At 72.6% G+C, this 14,371-nt stretch carries 13 protein-coding genes; 11 read left to right on the top strand and 2 right to left on the bottom strand.

Going from position 1 to position 14,371, the window contains the following annotated elements:
- Nucleotides 1-22: 22 nt before the first annotated feature.
- Genes ACFTZL_RS03050 through ACFTZL_RS03040 form a run of 3 tightly spaced genes read left to right on the top strand, consistent with a single transcriptional unit; the run spans nucleotide 23 to nucleotide 2,729 of the window.
- The gene (locus tag ACFTZL_RS03050) at nucleotides 23-778 is read left to right on the top strand and encodes a DUF5819 family protein (protein WP_382577555.1); all 756 of its coding nucleotides are present in this window, start codon (nucleotides 23-25) and stop codon (nucleotides 776-778) included.
- The gene (locus tag ACFTZL_RS03045) at nucleotides 775-1,992 is read left to right on the top strand and encodes an HTTM domain-containing protein (RefSeq protein ID WP_382577509.1); all 1,218 of its coding nucleotides are present in this window, start codon (nucleotides 775-777) and stop codon (nucleotides 1,990-1,992) included. The genes ACFTZL_RS03050 and ACFTZL_RS03045 overlap by 4 nt, the downstream gene beginning before the upstream one ends.
- Nucleotides 1,989-2,729: a TrmH family RNA methyltransferase gene (locus ACFTZL_RS03040; RefSeq protein WP_382577506.1), complete on the top strand. Its 741-nt coding sequence runs from the start codon at nucleotides 1,989-1,991 to the stop codon at nucleotides 2,727-2,729. The genes ACFTZL_RS03045 and ACFTZL_RS03040 overlap by 4 nt, the downstream gene beginning before the upstream one ends.
- On the opposite strand, the gene paaN is transcribed toward ACFTZL_RS03040, so the two are convergent.
- Nucleotides 2,726-4,417, bottom strand: a complete 1,692-nt coding sequence (gene paaN / locus ACFTZL_RS03035; RefSeq protein WP_382577504.1) for a phenylacetic acid degradation protein PaaN — start codon at nucleotides 4,415-4,417, stop codon at nucleotides 2,726-2,728. The genes ACFTZL_RS03040 and paaN overlap by 4 nt on opposite strands.
- A 160-nt stretch (nucleotides 4,418-4,577) precedes the next feature.
- Between paaN and ACFTZL_RS03030 the strand changes: the two genes are divergently transcribed.
- Both ACFTZL_RS03030 and ACFTZL_RS03025 read left to right on the top strand, forming a co-directional pair.
- Nucleotides 4,578-6,095 (top strand): 3-hydroxyacyl-CoA dehydrogenase, encoded by a 1,518-nt coding sequence (locus tag ACFTZL_RS03030; RefSeq protein ID WP_382577502.1) that lies wholly within the window; start codon nucleotides 4,578-4,580, stop codon nucleotides 6,093-6,095.
- Complete coding sequence (locus ACFTZL_RS03025; RefSeq protein WP_382577499.1) at nucleotides 6,092-6,682, top strand: TetR/AcrR family transcriptional regulator; 591 nt, start codon at nucleotides 6,092-6,094, stop codon at nucleotides 6,680-6,682. The genes ACFTZL_RS03030 and ACFTZL_RS03025 overlap by 4 nt, the downstream gene beginning before the upstream one ends.
- Nucleotides 6,683-6,694: 12 nt before the next feature.
- Here ACFTZL_RS03025 and ACFTZL_RS03020 read toward each other — a convergent pair whose 3' ends face one another.
- Nucleotides 6,695-7,180 carry an Lrp/AsnC family transcriptional regulator gene (locus ACFTZL_RS03020; RefSeq protein WP_382577553.1) on the bottom strand — a complete coding sequence of 162 codons (486 nt, stop codon included), beginning with the start codon at nucleotides 7,178-7,180 and terminating at the stop codon, nucleotides 6,695-6,697.
- 190 nt (nucleotides 7,181-7,370) lie between these two features.
- On the opposite strand from ACFTZL_RS03020, the gene pdhA reads away from it, so the two are divergent.
- The 6 genes from pdhA to ACFTZL_RS02990 all read left to right on the top strand — a co-directional run bounded on the left by pdhA (nucleotide 7,371) and on the right by ACFTZL_RS02990 (nucleotide 14,369).
- A complete protein-coding gene (gene pdhA, locus ACFTZL_RS03015) occupies nucleotides 7,371-8,528 on the top strand; it encodes a pyruvate dehydrogenase (acetyl-transferring) E1 component subunit alpha (RefSeq protein WP_382577496.1) in 1,158 nt (385 codons plus the stop codon).
- A complete protein-coding gene (locus tag ACFTZL_RS03010; RefSeq protein WP_382577494.1) occupies nucleotides 8,525-9,529 on the top strand; it encodes an alpha-ketoacid dehydrogenase subunit beta in 1,005 nt (334 codons plus the stop codon). The genes pdhA and ACFTZL_RS03010 overlap by 4 nt, the downstream gene beginning before the upstream one ends.
- The gene (locus ACFTZL_RS03005; RefSeq protein ID WP_382577492.1) at nucleotides 9,529-10,851 is read left to right on the top strand and encodes a dihydrolipoamide acetyltransferase family protein; all 1,323 of its coding nucleotides are present in this window, start codon (nucleotides 9,529-9,531) and stop codon (nucleotides 10,849-10,851) included. Before ACFTZL_RS03010 ends, ACFTZL_RS03005 begins: the two co-directional genes overlap by 1 nt.
- Before the next feature lie 85 nt (nucleotides 10,852-10,936).
- Nucleotides 10,937-11,899 (top strand): NTP transferase domain-containing protein, encoded by a 963-nt coding sequence (locus tag ACFTZL_RS03000; RefSeq protein ID WP_382577489.1) that lies wholly within the window; start codon nucleotides 10,937-10,939, stop codon nucleotides 11,897-11,899.
- The gene (locus tag ACFTZL_RS02995; protein WP_382577487.1) at nucleotides 11,896-13,266 is read left to right on the top strand and encodes a molybdopterin molybdotransferase MoeA; all 1,371 of its coding nucleotides are present in this window, start codon (nucleotides 11,896-11,898) and stop codon (nucleotides 13,264-13,266) included. The genes ACFTZL_RS03000 and ACFTZL_RS02995 overlap by 4 nt, the downstream gene beginning before the upstream one ends.
- Nucleotides 13,263-14,369, top strand: coding sequence for a potassium channel family protein (locus tag ACFTZL_RS02990; protein ID WP_382577484.1), 1,107 nt, complete (start codon nucleotides 13,263-13,265; stop codon nucleotides 14,367-14,369). Before ACFTZL_RS02995 ends, ACFTZL_RS02990 begins: the two co-directional genes overlap by 4 nt.
- Nucleotides 14,370-14,371 lie beyond the last annotated feature (2 nt).

Genomic DNA, 14,371 nt, shown 5'->3' with positions numbered 1-14,371 from the left:
CGGGATCTGGAACGGGGCGGAATTGGACGCGTACGACGAGGGCTCGAACGCCCGGCACGGGCCGGACGGCCCGTCCGGCCCGTCCGGGCTCGCCGAACCGGGTCCGCCCGACCCGCCCCGATCCGGCATCGCCGCGCTCTCCCTCCCCGGTCAGATCGGTGTCGCGCTGGCGCTCGCGGTCGTCGCGATCGGGGTCTGTGTGCATATCGCGATGACGTTCCTGCACGTCGCGCCGGCGAACACGGTCACCAAGGAGCACGGCCGGGCCGTGGATGACTGGATCTATCCGGAGTTCGAGCAGAACTGGAAGCTCTTCGCCCCGAACCCGCTCCAGCAGGACATCTCGATCCAGGCCCGCGCCGAGGTCCGCGGCGCGGACGGCGAGAAGCTGAGCACCGGCTGGTACGACCTGTCCGCCGAGGACGGCCGGGCCATCGACGGCAATCTGCTGCCCAGCCACACCCAGCAGAACGAGCTGCGCCGCGCCTGGGACTTCTTCACCGCGACGCACGACAGCGAGAGCCGCCCGGTCGGCATGCGCGGCTCACTCTCCGAGTCGTATCTGCGCCGGATCGTGGTGCTGCGCCTCGACCGCGACGACGCGGCGGGCGCCTCGGCCGGGGACGGCGGTGTCATCGAACGCGTCCAGGTCCGCTCCCGCACCACCAATGTGCCCCCGCCGAAGTGGAGCCGGGAGAAGGTCTCCACGACGCCGGCCTACCGCGAACTGCCCTGGTGGCCGGTGCCGCGGGACGAGGCCCGGGGAGGCGTGCGGTGAACAGCTTCTCCCTGGCCGTCTCGCGCGGCATCGCCCGTGTCACCGAGGCCGCCCTCGGCCCGTACCAGACGGCCGTGATCCGTATCGGCTTCAGCGCGACCTGGCTGCTGTTCCTGCTGCGCGAGCTGCCCCACCGCCACGAGCTCTACGGTCCCGACGGGCCCTGGAGCTGGGGTCTCGCCGAGCAGCTGATCGGGAGCAACAAGGCCTTCACCACCCTGATGTGGTCGGACGGCCGGATCTGGTTCGAGCTCGTCTACGCGCTCGCGATCCTGTCCAGCGCCCTGCTGCTGCTGGGCTGGCGCACCCGCACCATGTCGGTGCTGTTCATGGTCGGCGTGCTGTCGCTGCAGAACCGCAGTGTCTTCATGGGCGACGGCGGCGACAACGTGCTGCACCTGATGTCGATCTACCTGGTCTTCACGCGCTGCGCCCAGGTGTGGTCGCTGGACGCCCGGCGGGCCTCGCGCGCCCGGGACGCCCGAGCGCGCGGCGACCGGGTCAGGGACCTGACCGGCCCGGCCCTGTGGGGCGTGCTCGGGTTCGCGCTGCTCGCGGCGACCCTGGCCGGCCGGATGGACGGCGACGATCTGCTGATACCCGTGCTGCTGTGGACCGTGTGGGCGGCGCAGGCCCTGTGGTGGCTGGTCGGGCGCCGCGCGCAGTCCGGCGAACCGCGGATCCTGCTCGACGTCGTCGCCAACATCGTGCACAACGGTGCCCTGCTCGTGATCATGGCCGAGGCGTGCCTGATCTACGCGACGGCCGGCTGGTACAAGATCCAGGGTTCCCGCTGGCAGGACGGCACCGCCGTCTACTACCCGCTCCACCTGGAGTACTTCTCGCCCTGGCCCGCCCTCGCCGACCTGCTCTCCGCCAGCGGCGCGCTGGTGATGCTCGTGACCTACGGGACGGTCCTCGTGCAGGTCGCCTTCCCGTTCACGCTGTTCAACCGGCGGGTGAAGAACGTCCTGCTGGCGCTCATGATCACCGAGCACGCCGTGATCGCCGTCGTCCTCGGCCTGCCGTTCTTCTCGCTGGCGATGATCGCGGCGGACGCGGTGTTCCTGCCGACGTCCTTCCTGCGCCGCCTGGGCGGCCGGGCGGCACGCGCGCGTGACCGGCTGCTGCGCCGGCGCGGTGGGCGCAAACCGGTGCCCGAGCAGCTCACCCCCGAGAGTTCCCAGGCCACGCACGTAGGCTTCGGGGCATGACCGACCCCGTGACCGTCTGGCACCGGCTCGCCGGCAGCACCGTCCTGCTCGACGGCTTCCACGCCCTCAAGCATGCGGTGCGGTTCGGCGCCGAGGTGCCGGTGGCGGTCACCGCCGACCGGGCGGCCGCACTCGACCTCGCCGACGAGCTGGCCCCGGACGTACGGGAGGCGCTGGGCGCACTGCTCGCGGAGGTGCCGTACGAGACGTACGCGTCGTTCGTGCCGCGCCCGCACCCCACCGCCGTGGCCGCGCTCGCCGTGCGCCCCTCCCGCGAGTCCAACCTCGCGCGGCTGGCGCACACGCCCCGCGCCACCCCGGTCGTGGTCCTCGACAATCCGCGCAACCTGGGCAACGCGGGGGCGGTGATCCGCCTGGCCGCCGGCTTCGGCGCGACCGGCGTGGTGACGACCGGGACGGTCGACCCCTGGCATCCGACGGTCGTACGCGGCGGGGCGGGCCTGCACTTCGCGACGGCGGTGGAACGGCTGGAGGTCCCCGACCTGCCGCCCGGCCCGCTGTTCGCCCTCGACCCGGAGGGCGACGACATCCGGGGCATCAAGCTCCCGGACGACGCCGTCCTCGCGTTCGGCTCGGAACGCACGGGCCTGTCGACGGACCTACGCGCCCGTGCGGACCAGTTGCTGTCCCTGCCGATGCGCCCGCAGGTCAGCAGCTACAACCTGGCGACGAGCGTGGCGATGACGCTGTACCACTGGAGCTGCACGAGCTCCTAGGCCTCCCGCCGCACCTCGACAACGCGGAACCGGTTGGCGACGAACGCCCCGTCACACAGCGCCGCACTGGCCGCAGGGTTACCTCCCGACCCATGGAAGTCGGAGAACGCGGCCGTCTGGTTCACATACACCCCGCCCGTCAGATTCAGCGACAACTGCGCCGCCTCCTCCAGACAGGCCTCCCGCACGTCCTGCTCGACCTCCGGGTCGGTCGTGTACGCCCCGACGGTCATCGCACCCTTCTCCCGAACGGTCCGCCGCAGCAACTCCACCGCGTCCGAGGCCGAATCGACGGCGACGGCGAAGGACACCGGCCCGAAGCACTCGCTCATGTACGCGGCCTCCGCGTCCGGCTTGGCCCCGTCCAGCTTCACGATCACCGGCGTCCGCACGACCGCACCGGGGAAGTCGGGGTTGGTGATCTCCCGGGACGCCAGGGCCACCTCACCGAGACCCGGCGCGGCCTCCAGACGGGCCTTCACGTCCGGGGTGACGATCGCACCGAGCAGCGCGTTCGCCCGGGCGTCGTCGCCGAGCAGGCCGTCGACCGACTTGGCGAGGTCGGCGACCACCTCGTCGTAGGACTTGGGGCCCTGGTCCGTGGAGATGCCCTCCCGGGGGACGAGCAGGTTCTGCGGGGTCGTGCACATCTGGCCGCTGTACAGGGACAGCGAGAACGCCAGGTTGGAGAGCATGCCCTTGTAGTCGGCCGTGGAGTGGACGACGACGGTGTTGACGCCGGCCTTCTCCGTGTAGACCTGCGCCTGGCGGGCGTTGGCCTCCAGCCAGTCGCCGAACTCGGTCGAGCCCGTGTAGTCGATGATCCGGACCTCGGGGCGCGTCGCCAGGGTCTTGGCGATGCCCTCGCCGGGGCGCTCGGCGGCCAGCGCGACCAGGTTCGGGTCGAAGCCCGTCTCGGCGAGCACCTCGCGCGCGACCAGCACCGTGAGCGCGAGCGGCAGCACCGCGCGCGGGTGGGGCTTGACCAGGACCGCGTTGCCCGTGGCGAGGGAGGCGAACAGGCCCGGGTAGCCGTTCCACGTCGGGAAGGTGTTGCAGCCGATCACCAGGGCGATGCCGCGCGGGACCGGCGTGAACTGCTTGGTCATGGCCAGCGGGTCGCGCTTGCCCTGCGGCTTGGTCCACTCGGCGTTGTCGGGCGTGCGCACCTGCTCCACGTACGCGTACGCCACCGCCTCCATGCCGCGGTCCTGCGCGTGCGGCCCGCCCGCCTGGAACGCCATCATGAAGGCCTGGCCGGAGGTGTGCATGACCGCGTGCGCGAACTCGTGCGTCCGGTCGCTGATGCGCTTGAGGATCTCCAGGCAGACCACCGCGCGCTGCTCCGCGCCCGCGTCCCGCCAGGCCCGCTGTCCGGCCTTCATGGCGGGCAGCAGCACGTCGAGGTCAGCGTGCGGGTACGTCACGCCCAGGTCGACGCCGTACGGGGACGTCTCGGCGCCCACCCAGTCGTCCGTGCCCGGCTGGCCGAGGTCGAGGCGGGAGCCGAGCAGGGCGTCGAAGGCGGCCTTGCCCGCCGCGGCGTCCAGGCTGCCGTGCTCCCCGTAGGCCTTGGGGTGCTCGGGGTGCGGGGACCAGTACGCGCGCGTGCGGATCGCTTCCAGCGCCTGGTCGAGGGTGGACCGGTGCCGGGCGATCAGCTCGTGCGCCGAGAGTGCGGCGGTCATGGGTGACCATCTCCTCGTCTCAAGAACTCTTCGTCGAGTTCATGACCTGGGCAGAAACCTGGGCAGGAACACTCGGACAGAGCTAGAGTAACCGAACGATCGGTCGGTTCAAGGGGGTCCGCCGTATCTGTGGAAAACCCCGTGCGGGAGGATCGCGCACATGACAGCACTCGACCTCAGCAGCCCCGTGGCCGTCGTCGGCACCGGCACCATGGGCCAGGGCATCGCCCAGGTCGCGCTGGTCGCGGGCCATCCCGTACGGCTGTACGACACCGTCCCCGGGCGGGCACGGGAGGCGGCCGACGAGATCGGCGCGCGCCTGGACCGGCTCGTGGCGAAGGAGCGGCTCACCGCAGCCGACCGGGACGCCGCCCACGCCCGGCTGCTGCCCGCCGAGGCCCTCGCCGAGCTCGCGGACTGCGCCCTGGTCGTCGAGGCGGTCCTGGAGCGGCTGGACGTCAAGCAGGACCTGTTCCGCGAGCTGGAGGGCATCGTCGCCGACGACTGCCTGCTCGCCACCAACACCTCGTCCCTGTCCGTCACCGCCATCGGCGGCGCCCTGCGCTCCCCCGGCCGCTTCGTCGGCCTGCACTTCTTCAACCCGGCGCCGCTGCTGCCGCTGGTCGAGGTCGTCTCCGGGTTCGCCACCGACGTCTCGTCGGCCACGCGCGCGTACGAGACCGCCCGCGCCTGGGGCAAGACGCCGGTCGCCTGCGCGGACACCCCCGGCTTCATCGTCAACCGCATCGCCCGGCCCTTCTACGCCGAGGCCTTCGCGGTGTACGAGGCGCAGGGCGCCGACCCGGCCACCATCGACGCCGTGCTGCGCGAGTCGGGCGGCTTCCGGATGGGCGCCTTCGAGCTGACGGATCTGATCGGCCAGGACGTCAACGAGTCCGTCACGCAGTCGGTCTGGCGGTCCTTCTTCCAGGACGTGCGCTTCACCCCGTCCCTCGCCCAGCGGCGCCTGGTCGAGTCCGGCCGGCTGGGCCGCAAGACCGGCCAGGGCTGGTACGACCACGAGGACGGCGCCGAGATCCCGGAGCCGGACACGGCGGAGCGGCGGCAGCCGCCCGCGTACGTCGTCGCCGAGGGCGACCTGGGCCCGGCGTCCGACCTGCTCGCGCTGATCCGCGAGGCGGGCATCCCGGTCCGCGACGAGGACGACGACAACGGCACCCGCATGGTGCTGCCGAGCGGCGGCCAGCTCGCCCTCGCCGACGGGCAGACCTCCGTGGAGTTCCGGGACGTCGTCTACTTCGACCTCGCCCTCGACTACCGCAAGGCCACCCGGATCGCCCTGGCCGCCTCCCAGGACACCTCCCCGCAGACCCTCGCCGAGGCCATCGGCCTCTTCCAGGCGCTGGGCAAGCGGGTCAGCCTCATCGGCGACGTACCCGGCATGATCGTCGCCCGCACGGTCGCGCGGATCATCGACCTGGCACACGACGCGGTCGCCAAGGGCGTGGCCACCGAGGAGGACATCGACACCGCGATGCGCCTCGGCGTCAACTACCCCCTGGGCCCCTTCGAGTGGAGCCGGAAACTCGGCCGCTACTGGGCCTACGCGCTCCTGGACGACCTCCACATGCGCGACCCCTCGGGGCGCTACACGCCGTCCCTCGCGCTGTACCGCCACGCCCACGCCTCCGACAAGCGGGAGGGCACAGCCTCATGACCACCGCCAAACGCGACACGTACACCCCGGACACCCTGCTGTCCGTCGCCGTCCAGGTGTTCAACGAGCGCGGCTACGACGGCACCTCCATGGAGCACCTCTCCAAGGCGGCCGGCATCTCCAAGTCGTCGATATACCACCACGTCGCCGGCAAGGAGGAGCTGCTGCGCCGCGCCGTGAGCCGGGCCCTGGACGGCCTCTTCGGGATCCTCGAGGAGGAGCACGCGCGCGTGGGGCGGTCCGCCGGGCGCCTGGAGTACGTCGTCCGGCGCATGGTCGAGGTGCTCATAGCCGAGCTGCCCTACGTGACCCTGCTGCTGCGGGTGCGCGGCAACACGGACACCGAGCGGTGGGCCCTGGAGCGGCGCCGCGACTTCGACCACCGGGTGGCCGACCTGATCAAGGCGGCGGCCGCGGACGGGGACGTGCGCGGCGACATAGAGGTCCGGCTGGTGACCAGGCTGGTCTTCGGAATGATCAACTCGATCGTGGAGTGGTACCGGCCGGACGGGCGGGGCATGAACGAGCGCGAGGTGGCCGACGCGGTGGTGCGGCTGGCGTTCGGGGGGCTCGGCAAGGACGCCTGAGCTCACCCGAGCTCACCCCTGAGGTTCCAGGTCCTCCTCCTCGAACACCAGCAGCGTGCGGGTGCTGAGCACCTGCGGAATCGCCTGGAGGCGGGTCAGCACCAGTTCGCGCAGGGCCCGGTTGTCGGACACGTGCACCAGCAGCAGCACGTCGAAGTCCCCGCCCACCAGGGCGATGTGGGAGGCGCCCGGAAGCTGTCTGAGCTCCTCGCGCACCGTGCGCCAGGAGTTCTGCACGATCTTCAGCGTGATGTACGCGGACGTCCCCTGACCGGCCCGCTGGTGGTCGACGCGGGCGCCGAAGCCGCGGATGACACCGTCCTCGACGAGCCGGTTGATGCGGGCGTAGGCGTTGGCGCGCGAGACGTGGACCCGTTCGGCGACCGACCGTATCGAGGCGCGGCCGTCCGCCTGGAGCATGCGCAGGATGTCCTGATCTATGGCGTCCAGGGGCCGCGGCGGCGGCAGTACGGCGCCGGCGTCCTGCCCTTCGGCCATTTGTTCAGATGCCACCTGCGCCGACCTCCCTACCATGGACGTACTGCGTCCATCACAGGCTGTGGAGAACCGTTTGTCCACAGCCTGAGGCCACCCATAGCCAAATTGTGCCGTCGACCGAACAATCGGTAGGTGAGGCGGGTCACAGCCGACCCGCCTTCCGTAGCCGCTCCCACGAGGAGGTGCCGTCATGACGGTCATGGAGCAGCGGGGCGCGTACCGGCCGACCCCGCCGCCCGCCTGGCAGCCCCGCATGGATCCCGCGCCGCTGCTGCCCGACGCCGAGCCGTACCGCGTCCTCGGCACCGAGGCCGCCGCGAAGGCCGACCCGGAACTGCTGCGGACGCTGTACGCGCAGCTCGTCCGCGGCCGCCGCTACAACGCGCAGGCCACCGCCCTCACCAAGCAGGGCCGCCTCGCCGTCTACCCGTCCACCACCGGCCAGGAGGCCTGCGAGGTCGCCGCCGCGCTCGTGCTGGAGGAGCGGGACTGGCTCTTCCCGAGCTACCGCGACACGCTCGCCGTGGTGGCCCGCGGGGTGGACCCCGTCGAGGCCCTCACGCTGCTGCGCGGCGACTGGCACACCGGCTACGACCCGTACGAGCACCGGGTCGCCCCCCTGTGCACCCCGCTCGCCACGCAGTTGCCGCACGCCGTGGGCCTCGCGCACGCCGCCCGCCTCAAGGGCGACGACGTGGTCGCGCTGGCCATGGTCGGCGACGGCGGCACCAGCGAGGGCGACTTCCACGAGGCGCTGAACTTCGCCGCCGTCTGGCAGGCCCCGGTCGTCTTCCTGGTGCAGAACAACGGCTTCGCGATCTCCGTCCCGCTCGCCAAGCAGACCGCGGCCCCGTCGCTGGCCCACAAGGCCGTCGGCTACGGCATGCCCGGCCGCCTGGTCGACGGCAACGACGCCGCGGCCGTGCACGAGGTGCTCTCCGACGCCGTACGGCACGCGCGCGCCGGCGGCGGTCCCACCCTGGTCGAGGCGATCACCTACCGCGTGGACGCCCACACCAACGCCGACGACGCCACCCGCTACCGCGGTGACGCCGAGGTCGAGACCTGGCGCGAGCACGACCCGATCCAACTGCTGGAGCGGGAGCTGACCGAGCGCGGCCTGCTCGACGAGGCCGGCAAGCAGGCCGCGCGGGACGCCGCCGAGGCGATGGCCGCCGACCTGCGCGCGCACATGAACCAGGACCCGGCACTCGACCCGATGGACCTGTTCACCCACGTCTACGCCGAACCCACCTCCCAGCTCCGCGAGCAGCGGGACCAGGTGCGGGCCGAGCTGGCGGCCGAGGCCGAGGCCGAGACCGAGCCGGACGGGAGCACGCACCGATGACCACCGTCGCCGTCAAGCCGGCCACCATGGCGCAGGCCCTCACGCGCGCGCTGCGCGACGCCATGGCCGCCGACCCCGCCGTGCACGTCATGGGCGAGGACGTCGGCACCCTCGGCGGCGTCTTCCGCGTCACCGACGGACTCGCGAAGGAGTTCGGCGAGGACCGCTGCACGGACACCCCGCTGGCCGAGGCGGGCATCCTCGGCACGGCCGTCGGCATGGCGATGTACGGCCTCAGGCCGGTCGTGGAGATGCAGTTCGACGCGTTCGCCTATCCGGCGTTCGAACAGCTCATCTCGCACGTGGCCCGCATGCGCAACCGCACCCGCGGCAAGATGCCGCTGCCGATCACCATCCGCGTCCCCTACGGCGGCGGCATCGGCGGCGTGGAGCACCACAGCGACTCCTCCGAGGCGTACTACATGGCGACTCCGGGGCTCCATGTGGTCACGCCCGCCACCGTCGCCGACGCCTACGGCCTGCTGCGCGCCGCCATCGCCTCCGACGACCCGGTCGTCGTCCTGGAGCCGAAGCGGCTGTACTGGTCGAAGGACTCCTGGAACCCCGAGGAGCCGACGCCCGTTGAACCGATAGGCCGCGCGGTGGTGCGGCGCTCGGGCCGGAGCGCCACGCTCATCACGTACGGGCCGTCCGTACCCGTCTGCATGGAGGCGGCCGAGGCGGCCCGGGCCGAGGGCTGGGACCTCGAAGTCGTCGACCTGCGCTCCCTGGTGCCGTTCGACGACGAGACGGTGTGCGCCTCGGTGCGGCGGACGGGACGCGCGGTCGTCGTCCACGAGTCGGGTTCCTTCGGGGGCCCGGGCGGGGAGATCGCGGCCCGGGTCACGGAGCGCTGCTTCCACCACCTGGAGGCGCCGGTGCTGCGCGTCGCCGGGTTCGACGTCCCGTATCCGCCGCCGATGCTGGAGCGCCACCACCTGCCCGGTGTGGACCGGATCCTGGACGCCGTGGGGCGCCTGCAGTGGGAGGCCGAGAGCTGATGGCACACGCTTCTGGAATTCACAGCTTGGAGTTCAAGCTGCCCGACCTCGGTGAGGGCCTCACCGAGGCAGAAATCGTGCGTTGGCTGGTCGAGGTCGGAGACCTCGTCGCCATCGACCAGCCGGTCGTCGAGGTCGAGACGGCCAAGGCGATGGTCGAGGTGCCCTGCCCCTACGGCGGTGTGGTCACGGCCCGCTTCGGCGAGGAGGGCACGGAACTGCCCGTAGGCGCTCCGCTGATCACGGTGGCGGTGGGGGAACGGACACCGTCCGGCGGCGATGCGGAAGGGGCCGGTACCGAGAGCTCGGGGAACGTCCTGGTCGGATACGGCACCTCCGAGGCACCCGCGCGGCGACGCAGGGTGCGGCAGGAGCGGGGCACCGGTGCCGCCCCCACCCCCGCGGTGAACGGGCGGGCAGGCGTCCCCGAGGCCGAGGACGGCCCCCTCCCCGTGATCTCGCCCCTGGTCCGCAGGCTGGCCCGGCAGAACGGCCTCGACCTGCGGGAGCTGACCGGCTCCGGACCCGACGGGCTGATCCTGCGGGCGGACGTGGAGTACGCCCTGCGCGCCGCACCCCGCCCCGCCGCGACAGCGGCCCCCGCACCCCGGCCCACCGCGACAGCCGCCCCGGGCGAGATCCGTACGCCCCTCAAGGGCATGCGGGGCGCCGTCGCCGACAAGCTGTCCCGCAGCCGCCGCGAGATCCCCGACGCGACCTGCTGGGTCGACGCCGACGCCACGGAACTCATGCGGGCACGGACGGCCATGAACACGGCCGGCGGGCCGAAGATCTCCCTCCTGGCCCTGCTGGCCCGTATCTGCACCGCGGCCCTCGCCCGCTTCCCGGAGCTCAACTCCACCGTGGACGCGCAGGCCAGGGAGGTCGTCCAGTTCGGCCACGTGCATCTGGGCTTCGCGGCGCAGACCGACCGGGGGCTCGTGGTCCCGGTGGTCAGGGACGCGCACGCGCGGGACGCCGAGTCGCTGACCGCGGAGTTCGCCCGGCTGACCGAGGCGGGCCGGACCGGGACACTGACCCCCGGCGAACTCACCGGCGGGACCTTCACGTTGAACAACTACGGAGTCTTCGGCGTCGACGGCTCCACACCGATCATCAACCACCCCGAGGCCGCCATGCTCGGCGTCGGACGCATCGTCCCCAAGCCCTGGGTGCACGAGGGCGAGCTGGCGGTGCGGCAGGTCGTCCAGCTCTCGCTGACCTTCGACCACCGGGTGTGCGACGGCGGCACGGCGGGCGGCTTCCTGCGCTACGTGGCGGACTGCGTGGAACAACCGGCGGTGCTGCTGCGGACGCTGTGATTCCGCTCCGGCGCGCGGCCGTTCCCGGTGATCGCGTCGGTTCCCCCGCGTTCCATGTGATCGCGGGGGCACGCATACTCGGGGGGTGACCGCGTACGAGCCTCCCGGTGAACCCGGCGTCGGCTCCGGCCCCGCGCAGGGGACGGACCCCGCCGCCTACGACGCCGTCGTGCTCGCCGGCGGCGCCGCCCGGCGCCTCGGGGGCGCCGACAAACCCGGCGTGCGCGTCGGCGGGCGGGCCCTGCTCGATCGTGTGCTCGCCGCGTGCGGCGGCGCCCGAACCACCGTCGTCGTGGCCGCGACCCGGCCGACGGCACGGCCCGTGACCTGGGCCCGCGAGGACCCGCCCGGCGGCGGACCGCTCGCCGCGCTCGACGCCGGGCTCCGGCACACCACGGCGGAGCACGTCGTGGTGCTCTCCGCCGACCTGCCCTTCCTTCAGGAGCGGACCGTCGGCCGGCTGCTGGGCACGCTGCGGGGGAGCGCCGCCGACGGCGTGCTGCTGACCGACCCCGACGGCCGCGACCAGCCGCTCGTCGCCGCGTACCGCACACGGCGGCTGCGCGAGACGCTCGCCCTCCTCGCCGACCGGCACGGCAGCCCGCACGGTCTTCCCCTGCGGCGCCTCACCGCCGAGCTGAACCTCACCCGCATCTCCGATCCCGTCGCGTCTTTCGACTGCGACACCTGGGACGACATCGCCTCCGCCAGGGCACGCATCAGGGAGCATGGGCACGTGTTGGATGAATGGATTTCCGCGGTCAAGGACGAGCTGGGGATCGACCTCGACGTCGATACGAAAGAGCTGCTCGACCTCGCCCGCGACGCCGCCCATGGTGTGGCCAGGCCCGCCGCGCCGCTGACCACCTTCCTCGTCGGCTATGCGGCCGCGCGGGTCGGCGGAGGCCCCGAGGCGGTCGCCGAGGCCGCCCGCAAGGCCGTGGCCCTCGCCGCCCGCTGGGCGCAGGAGAGCACCCCGAAAGCCCCGGGGGACCGGCCCGACGTCGCCCCCGACGCGACGCCCGACACCCGCCCGGACGCCGGATGACCCCGCGCTCCACCCGCACCGGTGAGGACGCCGAAGATCTCGACGTCGAGGAGGTGCTCGCCCTCGTGAACAGCAGCAGCGGCACCCCCCTGCCCGACCCCGCCGCACGAGGTGAGAAGGACGGCACCGGCACACCCCGGAAGCCGGAGACCCGGCACCGGGCCACCCCTTGGCCTCAGGCCCGGGACATCGCCGAACGCGCCGCCCGGACCGCGACCCGGGCCGTCCGCCGCGACCCCGTCTCCGTGCCGCTCGACGCGGCCCTCGGCCTCACCCTGGCCACCCCCCTCGACGCCCTCACCGACCTCCCCTCCTTCGACACCTCCGCGATGGACGGCTGGGCGGTCTGCGGGCCCGCCCCCTGGGACGTACGGGAGGAGGGCGTCCTGGCCGGGCACACCGCTCAGGCGCCCCTGACCGACGGCGAGGCCGTGCGGATCGCCACCGGCGCCCGCATCCCCGTGGACACCACGGCCGTCCTGCGCAGCGAGCACGGCCGCACCGACGACAAGGGCCGTCTGCACGCGACCAGGGGCGTCGCCCCCGGCCAGGACATCCGGCCCCGGGGCCAGGAATGCCGCACCGGCGACCAGCTCCTGCCCGTCGGCACCCTCGTCACCCCGGCCGTCCTCGGACTCGCCGCCGCGGCCGGATACGACACGGTCACCGCCGTCCCCCGCGCCCGCGCCGAAGTCCTCGTCCTCGGCGACGAGTTGCTCACCGAAGGGCTGCCGCACGACGGTCTGATCCGGGACGCGCTCGGCCCGATGCTGCCGCCCTGGCTGCGCGCGCTCGGCGCCGAGGTCACCGTCGTACGACGCGTCCGCGACGACGCCTACGCCTTGCGCAGGGCGGTGACCGCGTCCGACGCCGACGTCATCGTCACCACCGGCGGCACCGCCGCGGGCCCCGTCGACCATGTCCACCCCACCCTGCGCCGTATCGGGGCCGAACTCCTCGTGGACGGCGTCAAGGTGCGCCCGGGCCACCCCATGCTGCTGGCCCGCATCACGGAGACCCAGCATCTCGTCGGGCTGCCGGGCAACCCGCTCGCGGCCGTCTCCGGACTGCTGACGCTCGCCGAGCCGCTGCTGCGGACCCTCGCGGCCCGCCCGGCCCCGGAGCCGTACACGCTGCCGCTCAGGGAGGCCGTGCACGGGCACCCGCACGACACCCGGCTCGTGCCCGTCGTCCTGCGCGGCGACCAGGCCGTGCCGCTGCACTACAACGGCCCCGCCATGCTGCGCGGCATCGCGGCGGCCGACGCGCTGGCCGTCGTGCCCCCCGGCGGCGCCCGTTCGGGGCAGGAGGCGGAACTGCTCGACCTGCCCTGGGCATCCGGCGGAATCGGGGTGTGTTTCACGTGAAACTTCCGGGCCAGGACGCGATTGCCCGCCAGGCGGACGAGCATCTGGTGACCTATCGGGTGAAACTCCCGAAGAAAGTGGTGGAGCACCCGATCCGCCAGGTCCTCAAGCGGCTCTCCATCGCACTGGCGGTCCTCGTCCTGACCGCGCTGATCGTCTACGCCGACCGCGACGGCTACAACGACAACGCGGGCGGCGGCATCACCCTCCTCGACGCCTTCTACTACGCGACCGTCACCCTCTCCACCACGGGCTACGGCGACATCACCCCCGCAAGCGATGCCGCCCGGCTCACGAACATCCTCGTCATCACGCCCCTGCGCGTGCTGTTCCTGATCATCCTGGTCGGCACCACCCTCGAAGCCCTCACCGAACGCACGCGGGAGGAGTGGCGACTGACCCGCTGGAGGTCCACGTTGCGCGATCACACCGTCGTCGTCGGTTTTGGCACGAAGGGCAGGTCGGCGATCCGGACCGTCTGCGCGACGGGCCTGAAGAAGGAACAGGTGGTCGTGGTCGACCCCAGTTCCAAGGTCGTCGACGCCGCGACCGCGGAGGGCTACGCGGGCATCGTCGGGGACGCGACCCGCAGCGAGGTGCTGAAGCAGGCCGAGGTGCACAAGGCGCGCCAGATCATCATCGCGACCCAGCGCGACGACACGGCGGTCCTGGTGACGCTGACGGCCCGGCAGCTCAACCGCGGGGCGAAGATCGTGGCCACGGTGCGGGAGGAGGAGAACGCGCCGCTGCTCAAGCAGTCCGGCGCCGACGGTGTGGTCACCAGCGCCAGCGCCGCCGGCCGCCTGCTCGGCCTGTCCGTGCTCAGCCCCTCCGCCGGCATGGTGATGGAGGACCTCATTCAGCAGGGCAGCGGGCTCGACATCGTCGAACGGCCGGTCGTCAAGGCCGAGGTGGGCAAGACCCCGCGCGAGATCGCCGACCTGGTGGTCAGTGTCATACGCGGCCACCGGGTGCTCGGCTACGACGATCCGGCCGTGGGGAGACTGGAGTTGACCGACCGTCTCATCACGATCGTGCGGAAGACACCGGCCACACAGGTCGCCCCCGACATCCGTCCGATGCCGCCGATGCCCCGCAACTGATC

This window comes from Streptomyces sp. NPDC056948 (assembly GCF_042674225.1).
GTDB classification, from domain to species: domain Bacteria; phylum Actinomycetota; class Actinomycetes; order Streptomycetales; family Streptomycetaceae; genus Streptomyces; species Streptomyces purpurascens.
The sequence above is the reverse complement of the archived record's forward strand: the minus strand, read 5'-3'. Positions and strand labels throughout refer to the sequence as shown.